Here is a 13,355-nt window from a genome sequence, read left to right as displayed (position 1 = left end):
CGCTCATGCGCAGGGTTTATGATAATGTCAGGGCCAACGCGTTAATTTCGCCAACCCTTGCGTAGTGGGTATCACGTGCCCAGGCGTGGACGATTGCAAGGCCGATCCCACCCCCTGTTTCCGGGTCCGGCGCTTTAACAGGCGGTACGACCAGTGGATTGAACGCGATACCGTTGTCTTCCATCACTAAGCGGATGGCCTCGCGCTCCTGTAAAAGTTCAAGCGAAAGGGTGAGGTCGTGGCCCTTTCTGCCGTGATTAAGCGCGTTTGTAACCAGCTCTTCGACCACAATGGCAAGCTTCACCTGAAGGCGTGGCTCGACTTCATAGGCAGCCAGAAAATCACGCGCAAATCGCATTGCGGCGCGGATCACGGGGGCAGTGTTACATTCTTTTGCAGCGAATGCGGAAAATCGGCTCCTGTGTTCCATGAAATTGTGCTACCACAGCCCAGGCTGGGGAGTATATATGCGAAATGTAACCATTTTTATTGCAGCGCTGATGGCCATGATGGCGCAGCCTGCACTCGCTAATGAGATCGGGCGGATCAAGAATGTGACCGCTGGCGGGATCGAAGTCATACGGGGCGGTGCTAAGCTTACGGGCAATTCCGGGTTCAAGCTGCGCGAAGGCGATATTGTCGTGACCACTGCGCGCCAAAGAGCAGGCATCACCTTTGTTGATAACACAAGGCTTGTTGTCGCTCCGGGAAGCCGGATGATTATCTCGCGCTATCGTTTTGACCGCGCGCGGCGCACAGGCGAAAGCTCTATGAAAATCGAGCGCGGCAAGGTCGGCGTTGATAGCGGGGAGTTGTCGCGTTCTGGCCGAATGAAATTCAGAACACCCACATCGACGCTGGGTGTTCGGGGGACCACTTTTGTGATTGAGGTGGATGAATAATGCGAAAAACACTTGGATTGATCGCGCTGGGGGGCGCTCTGGCATTGGCAGGGTGTGCGTCTTCCAAGGAGCGCGTGACGCTTCTGTCGCCGGCAATACCGGGTAAGGGCACAGGCGCAGTTGTTGTTGAATATGCCGATGGGAGCGAAGCTTATTTAACTGCGGCGAACCAACAGGCGAAGCTTAGGGGCGAAAAAGAACCGCGCTTCGATCAGCTTGATGAGGCCGACCCGGTTCACACCGAGATCATGGGCTTTTTGCCTAAGCACTTTGCCCGCGATTTTTTCTATTTTGCAACCGGCGAAGGGACGCTTAGCAAATCTGAAATGGACCGGCTTCAAGCGTTTCTTGCGCAAAATATTGAAAACCGGCCCGGAGCAGAAATCGAGATTGCGGCGCACACCGATGCAACCGGCAATGAGGCAGTGAATAACCGTGTATCGGCTGAGCGTGCACAAACTGTTCTTGGCCAAGTGCGCAAGCGCGTGAGCGAGTCCAATCTCCCGATCAAAGAGGACGACATCGAGGCGGTTGCAAGCTCCTGGCACTGGGCACGCTCAAGCTTGCAACCTGGACAAGAAGGCCAGCCCAATCGCGCTTACCGCGTGGTGGTCGTTACTGTCCGCTAATTGCTCGCCTCAGCGCCAAGATAACGCAGCGTCAAAATCGTCAGATCATCGGCCGGGTCCATCCCGCGCTCGAACTCGCGCACTTTGACGGCAATATGCTTTGCGCGCTCAGGGGCGCTGGCCTTGGTATTGTCGCCGATCGCCTTCATTACGCGGTCCAATCCAAAACGATCTTGCTTCACATTCATGGCGTCGGTCGCGCCATCAGTGATAATGACAAGGCTTTCGCCTGGTTTCATCTGCAGGGTTTCAACGCTGTAGGGAAAATCGTCAAGCGTGCGCAGGCGAAGCCCGCCGACCATTTTGACGACCTCGACACTGCCATCGGCGCGCACCAGCATGGGGTCTTCATGGCCAGCGTTGACCATTTCGACCATGCCCGTAGAGCAATCAATGATGCCAACGAGCATGGTGAGGTCCATCTCCTCATCCTCTTCGGCCATCAGGTCCGCGTTCACCTTGCGTACGGCTGCCTCAAGGTCACCGCTTGAGCGCATGAGGTTGTTCTTGGATACCGATTTGGAAAGCGCCATGAAGAGCGCGGCGCGAAGCCCCTTGCCGCTGACGTCCCCCACGAGGAAGGCGAGACGATTGCCCTCCAATTCCATCGCGTCGTAGAAGTCGCCGCCGACCGATTTGGCAGGTTCCAGCACCGCGCCGATCTCTGTGCGCGTGCCCAATCGCGCGAGCCGCGCAGCGCTTGGCACCATGGTCAGTTGCAGCTTTCGCGCGCTTTCGTTTTCTTTTTCCTGTTCGGCGGTGACAATGCGCTTTTCGACCAACTCGCGAAAGGCGAGGGCGTAACGCACCGCGACCAGCGCAGTTGCGGCGAAAACTGCGATGACCAATGGACGCGCCGGGTCGAACAATATGCCGCCAGCGTCATAGGCGATATAGGATGCTGAAGGCAGCACTGCGACGCTCGCCGAGACTGGCACAATCAACCATTTCGCGATGCTCAGTCCTGCGATCAAGAGCATGGCTACAAGGCCAAGGGCAAGCGCCCATTCCAGCGCCTTTGCCCACACGGGACGCGATAGCCAGTGGCCGTTCAAAATCGCATCCACCGCTTGCGCCTGAATCAATGTGCCTTGCATTTCGGCTTCGACAGGGGTTGCGACAATATCCGTGGTGCCCGTCGCGCCGAAGCCGACAAGCACGATCTTGTCCTGCAATTCCTCGACATCGACAAAATCGCCTTCAAGCACGTTGATGGCTGAGAGCGCCTGCTCGTCCCAGTCAGGGGCCATCTTGAATTCAAAATTGCCTTTGGCATCGGTAGGCACGATCCGATCACCAATTTTCATGCCCCCGTCGACCCACCTGGGAGCATCCTCGCCAATCGCCATGTTGGCTATTTGAACGGCAAAGCCTGCCGCCATTTGATCGCCCGCTTTGACTGCCAAGGGCACTCGCCGGACGATTCCATCGGCATCGGGGGGGCCTTTTACAACGCCACGCGCAAAGGCTATGTCATCCAGAAGCTTGATGCTGGTGAGCATTTTCTTCGTCGTTGCAATGCCTTTGGGGGGCTCTCCTTCGACACCGTCAAAGGTGAGGTCCGCCAAGGGTCGCCCGCCTGAATCGGTCGTCACCCAAGGCATCACCGTGGGCGCAATTTCGATCACACTGGCGAGATATTGGTCGCCGTAAGGCAGCGTCAAAAGCTTCTCGCGCGTCGCTGCATCGAGAGCGTCCTCGGTGTAAAGATCCGCAAAGTTTTCAGGCCGCATCCGGTCGGGTTCGGTGAAATAGATGTCGATACCGATCACTTTTGGCCCGGTTTGCGCGATGTTTTCGATCAGAGCCGCGACGTCGGTGCGCCGCCACGGCCATTGACCCTTCTTCGCAACGCTCGCATCGTCGATCATCACGACCACGACATCATCACTGCGGCTATCGCGCGGGGCCAGATCTTGCCAGCTGTCAAACACAAGGCGGCGTTGAAACTCTCCGCCAAGTAAGCTCACCACAAGGCCGATAAAAGCGCCAATCAGAACAGCGGCGATGATAAGGCGCTTGGATTTGGCAGGCATCAACGCAGCCTAAAGCTCAAGGCAAAGGCCATCGTAGGAACACAGCACTTCGAGTGGGGTGGCATCTTCACGCAAGAGCTCTTCATAACGCACCGTCTCCGCATGCATCCGGGCAATGTCTGCATCGGAATATGTCGGTTCGTGGTGGAACAGCGCAAGCCGCTTTGCGCCCGCTTTGCGACACAGATCGACCGCGACGATGTTGGAGGAGTGTCCCCAATCCTCTTTCATCGTGACACTATCGGCGAGCGAATACATGGTGTCTGCGATGACAAGATCGGCGCCTGACATGAATTGGGCCATGTCGTCTTCTTCGCCCATTTTGTCGATCTTGTATTCAGCATCGGTCGAATAAACCGCGCTGCGCCCGGCGGCATCAGTGAAGCGATAGCCATAGCTGTCATGGCTGTGCTCCTGCCGGGTGAGGCCAACGGTAAGCTCGCCAATCTGGTATTCTTCGCCCGGTGTCAAAGTGCGAAATTCGATGTCTGCCTTGAGCCAGTCGAAGGGCACGGGGAAAGAGATTTCTTCCTGCTGGCGGCGAAGCGCGGTTTCAGCGTCGCTGTGTCCTGCATGGATGATCACCTTTGCCCCTTCGACAAAAGCGGGCACGAAAAAGGGGAAGCCCATGATGTGGTCCCAATGCAGATGCGATAGGAAGAAGTGCCATTCCTTATCCCGCCCCCCTTGCGATAAACGCTTGAGCGTATCGAGGCCCAGTTCGCGAAGGCCAGAACCCATGTCGCAAATGACAAATGCGCCTTTGCCCACATCAATCTCAACGCAGCTTGTCGCACCGCCATACCCTTGGCCGATTGCGAATGGCAGTTGTTCCTTGGCGTAATGAAGGGCGGCCTGTTTATCCGGGAAATTCTGGCCGTTTGCTGCGACAAGAGCATCTGCGATCTTATCGGTGACGGTTGACGCGTGAGGGGCAACGGGGAGTGACCCGCGTGTTCCCCAAAACCTGATCTGCATTTACCCCCCCCTGTTAGTGCAGCTAATTCCCCAGCGCAGCCTCTACCGTTTCGGTGACGGTGAAGATCGTATCATACCGACTGATCTGCAGAATTTCGCGCAGAGTATCATTGGGAGCGGCAAGTACAATAGTCGTCCCGTTTTGCGTGGCCGCGCGCTGTGCCAAGGTGAACCCGCGAAGGCCGCGCGAAGACATATAGTCAATGCCGGAAAGGTCGATCACGGCGCGCTCTGGGCTCGATTGCATCGATTCGACCAGATGATCCTTGAACGCATCGGCTGTTGCCTCGTCCACTCTGCCCTTAGGCGAAAGCACGAGCGCATTGCCCCGCACTTCATCGTTCCATTGCAGTTCGCTCGCCGACATTTCGTTTGCATAGCGCGACTTACGTGAATTGCCAAATGGTGCAGCAGCGCGGGCTTTGGGGGCAAGTTGCGCGGCCGCGGGGGCTTCGTTGTAACTCCCAAGGATGGGAGCGATCTGGGCGAGCGATTGCATAAGCGACCTTTTTGGTTTGGTTAGCACCGCCAATAAATCAGAATTTTGTGAATTTTTTCCTATTGCGCGCACTCGCAGCGTTTAACCGCGCCTTTGACGACGATGGAGGGCCTTCGAGCTTGCCGGGCCCTATGAAACCTGCTTTCAATTGTGGCGGATAGAGCCTCGTTCGGGCCAAGGGGGATTGTGTAATGGCGGGGCAAAGCCCTCAGAAAAAACGCAGCGGCGCATTTGCTCGCAATGTTCGCGGACTTCGCGAAGCGGGCATGGTGCAGCTTGTCGGCATGGTCATATTCGTGGCCTTTTCGATCTTTATTGCCCGCTACAGCTGGGCATTACCCGGTGGCGAGGAGCCCACCGCTATCACGAGTGATGCCGAACGCGCGCTTTATGACACGCGCGCTTACCTTGCTGCCGATCTGGTCGAGCAGGATGACCGTATTGTTCTTGTCGTTTTTGACGACCAGTCGCTGATCAATCTGGAAAAGCGCTCCCCCCTGCCGCGCGGCGCATTGGCAGAGGCGCTTCGCAATCTGGATGGGATGGGCGCAAAAGCCATCGGCATCGATATTCTTTTCGATCAGCCTCAAGCCGAAGATATTGACCTTGTCGAAACCCTGCGCGCGATGGAGACGCCGACTTCAGTGGCCTATGCGACCGTTGCCACAAACGAGGCAGACATTGTTTATCAGCAGCAGCAGTTCCTTGATGAATTCATGGCGGCGGTTGAAGAGGGCGACACCAACGCCAAGCGGGCCAGCATCCGGCTGAGCGATGATTTTGGTGCAACGCGGGTGTGGCCTGACATCGTCCCTGAATTGCCCCCACTGCTCGGCCGCTCAATGCTCATGGATGCAGGAGGCCCTTATGAGGAGTTTGCAGGCTATGAAGGCGCAATTGAATACAGGCGCGCTCTGAGAGCCGATTTCGAAGATGATCAGGAAGGCGAGGGGGCTGCTCAAGGTGCAATCGAAGAGCCTTTGTTTTTGACGCTTTCCATCGAGCTTTTCCTCGATCTTGACCCGGCGGTGGCCGAATTTGTCGCACAGGAGATTGAGGGAAAGTATGTGCTCATCGGCGGCGATATTCTCGATTATGACCGGGTGGTGACCTCCTTCACCTCGTGGACAGGGTTTGAGCCATCCGGGCTGTCGGTCCATGGTGAGCTGATCGCTCAGATGCTCGACGGGAAGCGGTTGACGCAGATCCCTGAATGGAGCCTTTGGATCATGGCGCTGGTTGTGGTTGGCAGCGCGATTGTTGTCGCGCTGCTTGAATCGCCTGCGCAAAGGCTGGTGCCCATTCTGCTGGGTCTGGGTGCGATCTATATCGGTTTGCCTTTTGTGCTGCATTTCAATGAAGTCGACACCTATGGCCTGCCCGCTGTGGGATGGCTGGTTGCGTGGATCATCACCTTTACGGTTGTGACGGCTGCCGCGCGTTCAGCTGGCGCAGCGCAGCGTTCTTTTGCGCAAGGTGCGCTTGGCAAATATATCCCACGCGACATCGCTGAAGCGATTATTGATGAGCCTGATCTGCTTTCACTGGGTGGGCAAAAGCGCGACATTTACGTCATGTTCTCAGACCTTGAGGGCTTCACCAAGATGAGCCACGCGATCGAGCCGGAAATGGTCGCAAAATTATTGAACCGCTACCTTGAGATGCTGAGCAAGGTGGTGCTCGACCATGGCGGTGTGATCGACAAATATGTGGGCGATGCGGTGGTCGCGTTCTGGGGCGCGCCGATTGCTCGCGAAGACGATGCAGAGCGCGCGCTCAAGGCGGGTTATGCAATCTGGCAGGCAGGGGAAGATTTCCGCAAGGAGGTCGCCGAAATGGACCCTAACCTTCCTAAAATCGGAAAAACCCGTGTCGGGCTCCACTATGGCGAAGCGGTGGTCGGCAACTTTGGCGGTGAAACCCGCATCCAATACACCGCTCTTGGCGATTCCATGAATACGGCTGCACGGCTTGAAGCGGCAAATAAGCCACTGCAATCCAACGTATCGGCAAGCCGCGAGATCATCGAACAGGCTAATCCGGACTGGTGGGTGCCGATGGGGCGCATTGTCCTTCGTGGGCGGGCGCAACCGGTCGATATCTACCACCCCAAACCCGGCTTTCCTGAAGAAGACAGACGCAAACTTGAAGAGGCCGTTCAGCTTGTAGATAGCAATCTTGAGTTAGCAGTCGAAATTATTGATCAAGTGGTCGCTGGTCATCCCGAGGATTCGGCGCTAGAAAACTACGCATACCGAATTCGCAATTTGAATGATGGGGGAGCATATGTTCTCGGTTAAATCCAAGGCTCGCATCGCGGGCCTCGCAGCTGTTGCGGCTGCAATGACACTTCCAGGTGCAGTTTCGGCAGGTGTCGTCGTAAAATCAGCAGGCCCTTCGGCATCCACCTATCCGGTGGGCAAAAAAGTCGCTGACAGTTCAACGATTACTCTTCGCCCAGGCGATAAGATTACCGTGCTGGTCAATGGCGGCACGAAAGTAATGCAAGGTCCGGGCACTTTCCGTGTGGGCGAGGGCGCAACCCGCACGCGTGCACGCTTTGCGCGACTGACGCGTCAGGGTGCATCGAGCCGGGCACGCACGGGGGCAGTGCGCGGCGGCGGTAGCGGTTCAGCGACCATGCCAAACCTTTGGATGGTCAATGTTGCCGCTGCTGGCACGACCTGTCTTTATGATCTTGAAAATGTTCAGTTGTGGCGCCCTGCTGCTGACAAAGGTCAAACCTATTTGATCACTCAGAAGGGCGCTGACAGATCGCTTGGTGTTACCTTCGTTGAAACTGAAAGTATGCGCGCTCTTGACCCTGAGGGGATGAAGCTCGCTGATGGCGCCACCTACACGATCACGGGCCCCGGGCCTGAGGGCACAAGCCCGGCTTCGGTTGATGTAAAGATCGTGCAGCTCACCGAAACCTATCGCCAGCCCGACGCGCTTGCGGGCGCGCTCGCCGAGAATGGCTGCATGGGCCAGCTTGGCGTGCTTGGCAATATTGCCGAAGCCGAAGCGTCCTAATCTGCGCGCATCAATTGATTAAGGGCGCTCGGCTTTGGCGGGGCGCCCTTTTTTGTGCCCGCGCGCCGGGATGGAACTTAGCTCCAGGGCACGCATTCCCACTAGCATGAGCACATCCACATCTCCTCGCCTGAAAGTATGGTTCGATGGAGCCTGTCCTTTATGCATTCGCGAGATCGCGGTGATGCGACGGCTTGATCGCAATCGAGCAATCGACTTTATCGACGTATCGGGGAAGGGAGATCCGTCCTGCCCGATCGACCAAGCCGAGTTGCTGGCCCGATTTCATGCTGAAGAGAATGGCAAAGTGCTAAGCGGCGCAGCCGCCTTTGCGGCCATGTGGCGGACAATCCCTGCCTTGCGCCCGCTTGGCCTGATTGCGAAAAATCGGCTCGTTCTGGCGGTGTTGGAGCGGCTTTATGTCGCTTTCCTGCGCGTGCGCCCGCGCTTGCAGAAGCTTGTGAGTTGAAGAGCCTGCACAAAAGGCTTGCCCTCAAGGCGTACATAAGGTCTTCTTTCGCACAACAAGACTGAGGGAGAGAGAGGCCCGATGCACAATTTTGGCGGGATGCAGAACGAGATTTACAACGCTGGTTTGCAGGGGATTTTGCCCGACTATCCGGTTGATTTCGCAACGCTTGAAAAGCGCGGGCAGCAGGCCTTGGGTGAGATGCTCACAAATTATGTCGCAGGCGGTTGCGGTGATGAGCACACACAAAACAGCAATGCAGGCGCGTTTCACCATTGGGGCATGATCCCGCGCATGATGGTCGATTGCACCGAGCGTGATCTGTCGATCGAACTGTTCGGGATGAAGCTGAAAAGCCCGCTTTTCATGGCGCCGATTGGCCTTAACGGAGAGGCAACGCAGGACCGCCACGGCGACATGGCGGCCGCGCGCGCGTCGGCGCAAACGGGAGTGCCGTTTTGCGTGTCGACCCTTGGCAATGATCCGATGGAAGACGTGTTTGAGGCTTGCGGGGATACGCCCGCTTTCTTCCAGCTTTATACACCGCGCAATCGTGAACTGGCACAAAGCCTGATCAAGCGGGCGGAGGCCTCTGGCGCAAAGGCGATTGTGGTGACGCTTGACACTTGGCTCACCGGATGGCGTCCGCGCGATTTGAATGCCTCGAACTTCCCGCAATTGCGTGGGAAAGTGATGCAAAACTACTTTTCTGACCCGGTCTTTCGCAGCCTTCTGGAAAAGCCGCCGGAAGAGGACCCCAAAGCCGCGGTCATGATGTTTGCGGCGATTTTCGGCCAAGTCCTCACATGGGAGGATATGGCATGGTTCAAATCGGTCACCGACCTGCCGATTGTGCTTAAAGGAATTTGTCACCCCGACGACGCTCGTAAGGCCATCGATCACGGTGCGGATGCAATTTACTGTTCGAACCATGGCGGACGGCAGGCCAATGGCGGCATTGCGACGATTGACCTGCTCGCCGATGTCGTCGCCGCATCGTGCGATACGCCCGTGCTGTTTGATAGCGGCGTACGCTCAGGTTCGGATGCGGTGAAGGCACTGGCGCTTGGCGCGACGGCTGTGGGTGTGGGACGCCCTTACACCTACGGTCTTGCCATTGGCGGCGCACAGGGTGCTGCCTGGGTTCTTCGCTGTATTTTGGCAGAAGCCGATCTCATGATGGCGGTGAACGGCTATCCCGATTTGGCCGCAGTGCGCGAGGCAGGGGCACAACGCACTGATCTACCTTGAGTAATAATACTTATGCTTCAGTGACTTGACAGCAAATGTAAAATTGTATGCCCATCGTCAAATTCGGACTCAGTTTTCCACAGATTCGGTGTTAGCCTCTTGTTAGGGACAAAACACGCGATTCGGGGACGCGATTTTGATGGAACGACCAACGATTATCTCTTCTGGCCCAGATGCCATGGGGCGCACAGTCTGCTTCGGTGATGAAAGCTCACGCCGGGCCCGGTATGGACGCATTCGTCCCATGCCAACCCAAAGCCCGGTTGCACGCTTTATTTCGGGCGTGTTTGGCAAACGCTAAACGCGCACCGAAAAAGTCCAGCATAATTTTTGTCGCGCGCTGTTAGGGCTCACGGTGCCGATTTGGCGACCGTGACCAATTTCGTCTCAGTATAACCGAGATAGCCTTCGACTCCGCTTTCAGAGCCAAACCCGCTGTCCCCAGTGCCGCCAAACGGCGTCTCTGGCGAGCCGACGGCAAAGTGATTAATCGCCACCATGCCTGCGCGCAGCGAATTGCCTAAATAATGGCTTTCATCAAGCGAGCTGGTGAAAGCGTAGGCCGCCAGTCCATAACGCAGCGAGTTGGCGATGCTCACCGCTTCCTCGATGGTGTCATAGGGGACGATCCCTGCGACTGGACCGAAAGGTTCTTCGGTCATCAAGCGGCTTTCAGGCGAAGGTGAGGCGATGATAGTGGGCGCAAAGAAATGGCCCGGCCCATCAATTGCTGAGCCGCCTGAAACGATTTCCCCTTGCGCCCCGCCCATCGATGACATGAGGTCTTCCATCGCAGCAACGCGGCCAGCGTGGGCAAGCGGGCCCATCTCGACGCTGTCATCTTTGCTTGCATCGCCAACTTTGAGCTTTTGCGAGCGTGCGGAAAATTCGGCGACGAATTTGTCATAAATGCCGCGCGCCACGAGAAAGCGGGTAGGGCTGACGCACACTTGCCCGGCATTGCGGAACTTGGTCGCAGCGCAGGCGGCGACGGTGCGTTCAAAATCGGCGCTTTCGCCGATAACCACCGGTGCATGACCGCCAAGCTCCGGGGTGTAGCGCTTGAGCCCTTGTGCCGCGAGCGCGCCCAATTGGCGGCCAACGGCGGTGGAGCCAGTAAAGCTTACTTTGCGAGGAATGGGCGATGAAATCAGGTGCTCTGAAATCATTGCAGGGTCACCATAAACGACGTTGAGAACGCCCGAAGGAAGCCCAGCATCGACAAAACACTCGGCTAGCATTTGCGCGGTAGCTGGCGTTGTTTCAGCTGGTTTCAAGATCGCGCTGCACCCGGCGGCAAGCGCGCCGGCGATTTTTTTGGCGGGCAAGTTAATCGGGAAATTCCACGGGGTCAGCAGGATTGCCGGACCCACTGGTTCTTGCGTCACGCGTTGTTCCAGCAGATTGTTGCTGCGCACCGGGACAAGACGGCCACCCTGACGCTTCGCCTCTTCGGCGAGGAAGTCGATCAAATCCGCCGCGCCCGTGGTTTCACCCAGCGCTTGCGCATGGGGTTTACCCATCTCAAGCGTCATTACCCGCGCGATCTTTTCCGCCCGCTCGCGCAGAAGATCAGCCGCACGTCGGATGATGCGATAGCGTTCAATCGCCGGGGTGTTTGACCAGATCGGGAATGCTTCTTCCGCCGCCGCAAGCGCTGCGTCGAGTTGCTCTTTCGAAGCTTTGGGCGCGCTTCCCACTTTCTGTTCATCGGCGGGATTGATAATCGGCATCGCGCCTTCGCCGCCATCCGAAACCCAGTCAGAACCGATGAGCATTTTGATTGTGGGATAGGCGGTCATAACATTTCCTTTTGGGGGCATTAGTTGCAGTCGCAACTAAGTTAGCATCGCGCTCGCTCGTTTCAATCCTGCCAACCGGGGGGAAGGCGTCTTTCGACCACTTTACGCAGCACGAATCCGGTTTCCATCCGCGATACTCCGGGGAGCTTGGACAATTCCTCGCGGTGGATTTTTTCAAAGTGTTCGAGAGAACTGACCAAAACGGTCACATAGTAATCATCGGCCCCCGACATAAGCTCGCATTGGATGACGGAGGGGCTTTTGCGAATGGCGTCTTCAAAGGCGCTCAAGACTTCATTGCTTTGCGATGCAAGCGTGATCTTGAGGTGCACCGTCACGCCAAAGCCAAGCGCGGCCATATCAATATCAGCGCCAAACCCGCGAATAACTCCAGCTTCCTCAAGCTGTCGTTGTCGCCGGGCGATGGAGGTCGGTGAGCGACCAATCTGCTCGCTCAATTGTTGATGGCTGGCGCGGCCTTCTTTGGAGAGAGTTTGAAGAAGTTTGCGATCAACCTGGTCGAATTCCATGCAAGGTTCCAGCGTTTTTTGATTGAATGATGCAGGATAGCTGCAACAACCAGTCCAAGCAATCGTAACTTCGCCGGGATTATCCGCAAGTTTGCTTGTATTATGCGCTTCGCCTTTACAAAGTGGAGATAGCAATGCTCGTCGGTGTGCCCAAGGAAATCAAAAACCACGAATACCGAGTTGGCCTCACGCCGGAGGCTGCGCGCGAGTATATCGCGGCCGGTCATCAGGTTATGGTGCAAACCGGGGCGGGGCTCGGCATCAGCAAGACCGATGACGACTATCGTGCAATTGGCGCGACGATTGTCGATACCGCTGAAGAAGTGTTCGCATCGGCTCAAATGATCGTGAAGGTGAAAGAGCCGCAGCCATCCGAATGGGTGCAACTTCGCGAAGATCAGATCCTCTTTACCTACCTCCACTTGGCACCCGACCCCGATCAAGCACGAGGCCTTATGGAAAGCGGTGTTTCGGCCGTGGCCTATGAGACTGTGACCGCACCCGATGGCTCGCTCCCGCTGCTTGCCCCGATGAGCGAAGTGGCAGGTCGCCTCTCAATCGAAGCCAGCGCACATTCCAGTCACGCCAATAATGGCGGGCGCGGCATTCTAATGGGTGGCGTTCCCGGGGTACTACCAGCGAAAGTCGTGGTGATCGGTGGGGGCGTCGTCGGGACACAGGCCGCACGCATGGCAGTGGGTCTTGGTGCGAACGTTGAAATCCTCGATCGCTCGCTTCCCCGTATTCGCGAGCTTGATGATATGTTCCAAGGCCGTGCAACCACGCGTTATTCCAATGCAGGCACGATCGAAGACGCGATCACACAGGCAGACGTTGTTATTGGCGCCGTTCTTGTACCCGGAGCGAGCGCGCCGCGTCTTGTTTCGCGCGAAATGCTCGGCCTGATGAAGCACCGCGCGGTGCTGGTCGATGTCGCGATTGACCAAGGCGGGTGTTTTGAAACGTCGAAGCCGACAACGCACGAAGATCCGACTTACCTTGTCGACGATGTCATTCACTATTGCGTCGCCAATATGCCCGGCGCGGTGCCACACACGTCGAGCTATGCGCTGAACAATGCGACGCTGCCGTTCGGGTTGGCGCTCGCGAACAAGGGCGTGGAGAAAGCTTGCGCCGATGATCCGCACCTCGCGCTCGGCCTGAATGTCCATAAGGGCAAAATTGCCAATTCGGTCGTGTCTGAAAGCTTGGGGTTTTGACCTTTC

General features: G+C 56.9%; 14 protein-coding genes. 8 read left to right on the top strand and 6 right to left on the bottom strand.

The genetic code is table 11. The features are described from left to right. Positions 1 to 16: 16 nt before the first annotated feature. Positions 17 to 373: an ATP-binding protein gene (locus INR77_RS12690; protein ID WP_223071395.1), complete on the bottom strand. Its 357-nt coding sequence runs from the start codon at positions 371 to 373 to the stop codon at positions 17 to 19. 94 nt (positions 374 to 467) lie between these two features. Here INR77_RS12690 and INR77_RS12685 point away from each other — a divergent pair, with 94 nt between their 5' ends. Beyond that, on the top strand, positions 468 to 902 hold the full coding sequence (locus INR77_RS12685; protein ID WP_223071394.1) for a FecR domain-containing protein: 435 nt from the start codon (positions 468 to 470) through the stop codon (positions 900 to 902). Then, positions 902 to 1,531 carry an OmpA family protein gene (locus tag INR77_RS12680; RefSeq protein ID WP_223071393.1) on the top strand — a complete coding sequence of 210 codons (630 nt, stop codon included), beginning with the start codon at positions 902 to 904 and terminating at the stop codon, positions 1,529 to 1,531. Before INR77_RS12685 ends, INR77_RS12680 begins: the two co-directional genes overlap by 1 nt. Here the strand turns inward: INR77_RS12680 and INR77_RS12675 are convergent. From INR77_RS12675 to INR77_RS12665, 3 genes are read right to left on the bottom strand one after another with little or no spacing between them, the layout of a single operon-like run. After that, on the bottom strand, positions 1,528 to 3,567 hold the full coding sequence (locus tag INR77_RS12675) for a CHASE2 domain-containing protein (RefSeq protein WP_223071392.1): 2,040 nt from the start codon (positions 3,565 to 3,567) through the stop codon (positions 1,528 to 1,530). The two genes, INR77_RS12680 and INR77_RS12675, sit on opposite strands and share 4 nt — an antisense overlap. A gap of 9 nt (positions 3,568 to 3,576) precedes the next feature. Beyond that, positions 3,577 to 4,545 (bottom strand): MBL fold metallo-hydrolase, encoded by a 969-nt coding sequence (locus INR77_RS12670; protein WP_223071391.1) that lies wholly within the window; start codon positions 4,543 to 4,545, stop codon positions 3,577 to 3,579. Between the two features lie 22 nt (positions 4,546 to 4,567). Further along, positions 4,568 to 5,044, bottom strand: a complete 477-nt coding sequence (locus INR77_RS12665) for an STAS domain-containing protein (protein ID WP_255573779.1) — start codon at positions 5,042 to 5,044, stop codon at positions 4,568 to 4,570. A gap of 191 nt (positions 5,045 to 5,235) precedes the next feature. Here INR77_RS12665 and INR77_RS12660 point away from each other — a divergent pair, with 191 nt between their 5' ends. The 5 genes from INR77_RS12660 to INR77_RS12640 all read left to right on the top strand — a co-directional run bounded on the left by INR77_RS12660 (position 5,236) and on the right by INR77_RS12640 (position 10,098). Beyond that, a complete protein-coding gene (locus tag INR77_RS12660; protein ID WP_223071390.1) occupies positions 5,236 to 7,344 on the top strand; it encodes an adenylate/guanylate cyclase domain-containing protein in 2,109 nt (702 codons plus the stop codon). Further along, positions 7,331 to 8,077 (top strand): hypothetical protein, encoded by a 747-nt coding sequence (locus INR77_RS12655; protein WP_223071389.1) that lies wholly within the window; start codon positions 7,331 to 7,333, stop codon positions 8,075 to 8,077. The genes INR77_RS12660 and INR77_RS12655 overlap by 14 nt, the downstream gene beginning before the upstream one ends. A gap of 106 nt (positions 8,078 to 8,183) precedes the next feature. Then, entirely contained in the window at positions 8,184 to 8,546 is a 363-nt protein-coding gene (locus tag INR77_RS12650) for a thiol-disulfide oxidoreductase DCC family protein (protein WP_223071388.1), read from the top strand. An 81-nt stretch (positions 8,547 to 8,627) separates the two neighbouring features. Next, entirely contained in the window at positions 8,628 to 9,797 is a 1,170-nt protein-coding gene (locus INR77_RS12645; protein WP_223071387.1) for an alpha-hydroxy-acid oxidizing protein, read from the top strand. A gap of 139 nt (positions 9,798 to 9,936) precedes the next feature. Continuing rightward, positions 9,937 to 10,098 (top strand): hypothetical protein, encoded by a 162-nt coding sequence (locus INR77_RS12640; protein ID WP_223071386.1) that lies wholly within the window; start codon positions 9,937 to 9,939, stop codon positions 10,096 to 10,098. 49 nt (positions 10,099 to 10,147) lie between these two features. On the opposite strand, the gene INR77_RS12635 is transcribed toward INR77_RS12640, so the two are convergent. Both INR77_RS12635 and INR77_RS12630 read right to left on the bottom strand, forming a co-directional pair. Continuing rightward, positions 10,148 to 11,599: an NAD-dependent succinate-semialdehyde dehydrogenase gene (locus tag INR77_RS12635; protein WP_223071385.1), complete on the bottom strand. Its 1,452-nt coding sequence runs from the start codon at positions 11,597 to 11,599 to the stop codon at positions 10,148 to 10,150. Positions 11,600 to 11,661: 62 nt separating this feature from the next. After that, complete coding sequence (locus INR77_RS12630; RefSeq protein WP_223071384.1) at positions 11,662 to 12,129, bottom strand: Lrp/AsnC family transcriptional regulator; 468 nt, start codon at positions 12,127 to 12,129, stop codon at positions 11,662 to 11,664. Between the two features lie 134 nt (positions 12,130 to 12,263). Here INR77_RS12630 and ald point away from each other — a divergent pair, with 134 nt between their 5' ends. Next, the gene (ald, locus tag INR77_RS12625; protein WP_223071383.1) at positions 12,264 to 13,349 is read left to right on the top strand and encodes an alanine dehydrogenase; all 1,086 of its coding nucleotides are present in this window, start codon (positions 12,264 to 12,266) and stop codon (positions 13,347 to 13,349) included. Positions 13,350 to 13,355 lie beyond the last annotated feature (6 nt).

Origin of the sequence: Erythrobacter sp. SCSIO 43205, from assembly GCF_019904235.1 — a bacterium.
In the GTDB taxonomy this organism is placed as follows: Bacteria; Pseudomonadota; Alphaproteobacteria; order Sphingomonadales; family Sphingomonadaceae; genus Erythrobacter.
Note: the sequence above shows the minus strand (reverse complement) of the source record. Positions and strands in the feature narration are given on the sequence as shown.

What these genes read in the sequence shown, in the direction of transcription:
- INR77_RS12685 (WP_223071394.1), top strand. Translation starts at nt 468, where the DNA reads ATGCGAAATGTAACCATTTTTATTGCAGCGCTGATGGCCATGATGGCG.
- INR77_RS12680 (WP_223071393.1), top strand. Translation starts at nt 902, where the DNA reads ATGCGAAAAACACTTGGATTGATCGCGCTGGGGGGCGCTCTGGCATTG.
- INR77_RS12675 (WP_223071392.1), bottom strand. Translation starts at nt 3,567, where the DNA reads ATGCCTGCCAAATCCAAGCGCCTTATCATCGCCGCTGTTCTGATTGGC.
- INR77_RS12670 (WP_223071391.1), bottom strand. Translation starts at nt 4,545, where the DNA reads ATGCAGATCAGGTTTTGGGGAACACGCGGGTCACTCCCCGTTGCCCCT.
- INR77_RS12665 (WP_255573779.1), bottom strand. Translation starts at nt 5,044, where the DNA reads ATGCAATCGCTCGCCCAGATCGCTCCCATCCTTGGGAGTTACAACGAA.
- INR77_RS12660 (WP_223071390.1), top strand. Translation starts at nt 5,236, where the DNA reads ATGGCGGGGCAAAGCCCTCAGAAAAAACGCAGCGGCGCATTTGCTCGC.
- INR77_RS12655 (WP_223071389.1), top strand. Translation starts at nt 7,331, where the DNA reads ATGTTCTCGGTTAAATCCAAGGCTCGCATCGCGGGCCTCGCAGCTGTT.
- INR77_RS12650 (WP_223071388.1), top strand. Translation starts at nt 8,184, where the DNA reads ATGAGCACATCCACATCTCCTCGCCTGAAAGTATGGTTCGATGGAGCC.
- INR77_RS12645 (WP_223071387.1), top strand. Translation starts at nt 8,628, where the DNA reads ATGCACAATTTTGGCGGGATGCAGAACGAGATTTACAACGCTGGTTTG.
- INR77_RS12640 (WP_223071386.1), top strand. Translation starts at nt 9,937, where the DNA reads ATGGAACGACCAACGATTATCTCTTCTGGCCCAGATGCCATGGGGCGC.
- INR77_RS12635 (WP_223071385.1), bottom strand. Translation starts at nt 11,599, where the DNA reads ATGACCGCCTATCCCACAATCAAAATGCTCATCGGTTCTGACTGGGTT.
- INR77_RS12630 (WP_223071384.1), bottom strand. Translation starts at nt 12,129, where the DNA reads ATGGAATTCGACCAGGTTGATCGCAAACTTCTTCAAACTCTCTCCAAA.
- ald (WP_223071383.1), top strand. Translation starts at nt 12,264, where the DNA reads ATGCTCGTCGGTGTGCCCAAGGAAATCAAAAACCACGAATACCGAGTT.